The organism is Flavobacterium frigidum (genome assembly GCF_048286795.2).
Genome location: NZ_JBLVPT020000035.1, coordinates 1 through 3,575 on the forward strand (window position 1 = coordinate 1; position 3,575 = coordinate 3,575).

The 3,575-nt window shown below is 35.9% G+C and carries 1 protein-coding gene; it reads left to right on the forward strand.

What is annotated here, in order from left to right:
* Positions 1–780: 780 nt before the first annotated feature.
* Positions 781–3,575 (forward strand): beta strand repeat-containing protein (locus ACNQGB_RS15910; RefSeq protein ID WP_472777149.1); only part of this gene is annotated, 2,795 nt, incomplete at its 3' end.

Here is a 3,575-nt window from a genome sequence, read left to right on the forward strand (position 1 = left end):
TGTAATTTAAAAGACATTGAATAATCTTTTTGAGTCCGCTTCACATAGTGTGTTTCTTTATGTTTTTCCATTAGGATACTTTTTGTGTATCGCTATTTCAGGACGGGACATTATAGGAATAAGAAAACCTGTCTTTTTTGATAGGTTTTTTTTTGAATGATAAATAAAGTTATTTCCCTTGGCAGTACTAAGTTATATGTGGTAATCTGAAACACATGAAGTTGTTTTAAAGCGCTTTTGTTTAATGTTTTTATGAATTGTTTAGGACATAAGTACGATTATCGATACTTTTGTGTCATTTATCGATAGAATTTATCGTTTTCATTACAAAAAATTGTTTTAAAAAAAATTTTATACCTAAATTAGATAGATATGTTTAGTTCTGCTTAATATATTCAGATCAAAAGGTTTTGAAAGTTAAGAAGAGGGGTCTTTTACCGAGTATTTATTATTAAAATGCATTTTTGTATAGATGAATATGCTAAATGAATATTTTTCTCATTGATTGTTTTGTAACTTGTTTGGATGATGGTAATAAAATTTTAAAATATATTATTTCACAATTTTTTATAAAACCCTTAAGATGTTTTTAACGTATGTATATTGTGACTTAAATGAAAATATTCTAAAAAAGAACGCTTGGTTTTGTGCTAGATATGAAACCCAATTTAATAAACTATTTATACTGCTGTAGTAGTAAAATATAAAACCAATTATATGATACAAAATTACCTCCAAAAATCGATTTTGCTTGATTGCAAAAGATTTAAATTGTGTTTTTTGTTGCTAGTTTCCTTTTTTGTTGCGCCAGTTAGTTATGGACAAGTAGAGGTTGAATATTCTCAATATTATCCCACGATTTATGATAATTCTTCTTATTTCAAAGATCTTGGTTCCTTTGCTAATAGTAGTGGATCTGGGCTCAAGGGAAGTAAAGTTTTGCCTATAAAATCCACTTTAAAACAGACAGGGGCTTTAACGGTCTCGTCTATAGATTTAAATGGCCCTACGCCAGGAGTAAATCATGAGGTAATGGTCAATGCTGCGGGGACTTTGTATCCTATGTGTACCTTTTACACAGAAATCATAACAACAAACAGTACCGCTACAAGTGCTAGAATTACTTTTTCAGCAAATACAAATGGTGTTCCTGCTGGGGTCCCCAATGCAGCCAATGAATTTTTCTTTGTATATAATACAGCCGGAACAAATTTAGGTAATTATCAAATTAGTGTGACTTCAGCAACTACGTTTGATATAGTTGTGGGAACTAATACCTTGAGAATTGCTCATGGTACCGCCAATGTATTTGATATTACTGAAGTTTTTGGGCAACCAATTTTAGTTGATAATTTAGAGATACTATTGAGATCCCAATTGTACAGACACACTAATCCAGCCATAGGCGATACCCGTCGTTATGCAGTAATTAGTGTTACAGATCCTAATAATACTTTATCTGCTTATACAAATTTATCAACAGGAAGTGATCCTGTTGCAGTTGATGATACTAATTCAGTAGCAGCTAATTCTGGTACCTCTGTTACGGGAAATCTCACAACTAATGACACAGATGCTACAGCTGGAGATGCAAGAACGATAACAGAAGTTCATGGGTACACGTCTTTTGTTGGTGCATCTTACACAACAACGTTTGGTGCACTAACGGTGCAAAATACAGGTTCTTATTCCTATTCGGTTAATGTTAATAACCCTACTCTTAAGGGGTTGAAAAATGGTATTTCTATAACAGATATTATAGCTTATAAGGTTAGAGATAATGTAGGTAATTTTGACTATGGTTATTTAACAGTAACTATTAATGGGGTAACCGAACCACCTATTGCTACTAATAATACAAATGCAGTTACTGTTGGTTCAGGTACTGTTGCAATTGGTAATGTAATTACAGATGATAGCGGTCTGGGTCAGGATCGATTGGATAGAAATACCTCCCAATTCATTTGGGAATCTCAATATACAAATGGTGCAACCGTAAATGGTACAACAAGAACTGTTGGAGGAGTTAATGTTTCCTTTGTTCAAGATACTCCTGCAGGGGTAGGAGGTGCTGGAAATCAGACTGTTGATTTCACCACAAATGGTGGTCATACTGGTTATCTTTTATTTGTTTCAGATCCAGCTGTTAATCCGGCAGGTGATAATAAATTAACTATTAATTTTAATAAACCTGTAACTAATATTTCTTTTGCCTTATCTGATATTGATTTTTCACAAAGTAATGCTTGGGAGGATCAAATGCGCATGGTTGGGTCATTAGCAGGGACAACTGTTACTTACAATAAACAAGTTGCAGGTTCAATTGTGCAAACAGGTGCAGATACATTTTATGGTACAGGAAGTGTTCCCGCAAATGATGCACATGGAAATGTAACTATTTCTTTTAACAGTCCTATTAATAAATTAGAATTCTTCTATAACTATGGTCCTTTTGCTACGGCGGCTAATCCTAGCGGTCAAATTGCAGGCTTAACTGATTTGACTTGGCAAGATGATGAGGCTTCTGGGGTTTTACGCGTTAATGGTTTGACAACTAATGTAGGTATACCTGTTGCAGGGACCTATGGGACTTTTATTATTTATGCTAATGGTAGTTATACCTACACTTTAAACTCTAGTAATCCAGCTGTATTAGCTTTGACATCTGGTCAAACTCTTACAGACTCAATGCCATATTCAATTAGTGATAATATTCCAGGTTCTGGTAATATAGCAACAGCTAATTTAATCATAACAATAACGTGTACACCTCCCGTTACACCTACTATTGCAATAGGTGCATCAACATGTGTTAGCCCGGGAACTGCAACAATATCAAATTATAGTAGTTCACTTGCATATACTTTTTCTCCATCTGGTCCTTCTGTGGGAGCTGGAGGTGTAATCAGTAATTTAACTTCAAGTACTTCCTATACAGTTACCGCTACTACAGGAGGTGGTGGATGTACTTCAAACGCTTCAAGTGCTTTTAGTGTTAATCCTTCGCAAACACCATCAGCACCAACATCAGGAACAGTTACACAACCAACGTGTTCGACAGCTACTGGAAGTTTCCAAATCACAGGGTACAGTGCGTCCAATACGTATACATTTACTCCAAGTGTGGTAAGTGTTTCGGCTACAGGTTTGGTGACTGCTACTGCAGGAACGTATACCTTTACCCAAACGAATGCAGCAGGATGTACTTCAACGGCATCATCAGATATTGTTGTTAATGCACAACCCGCTACACCATCAGCCCCAACATCAGGAACAGTTACACAACCAACATGTGCCACAGCGACAGGTAGTTTCCAGATTACAGGCTATACTGCATCCAATACGTATACATTTACTCCAAGTGTGGTAAGTATTTCGGGAACGGGTTTAGTGACTGTTACTGCAGGAACGTATACTTTTACACAAATGAATGCAGCAGGATGTATTTCAACGGCATCATCAAATATTGTTGTTAATGCACAACCCGCTACGCCATCAGCACCAACAGCAGGAACAGTTACACAACCAACATGTGCCACAGCAACAGGTAGTTTCCAGATTACAGGCTATACTGC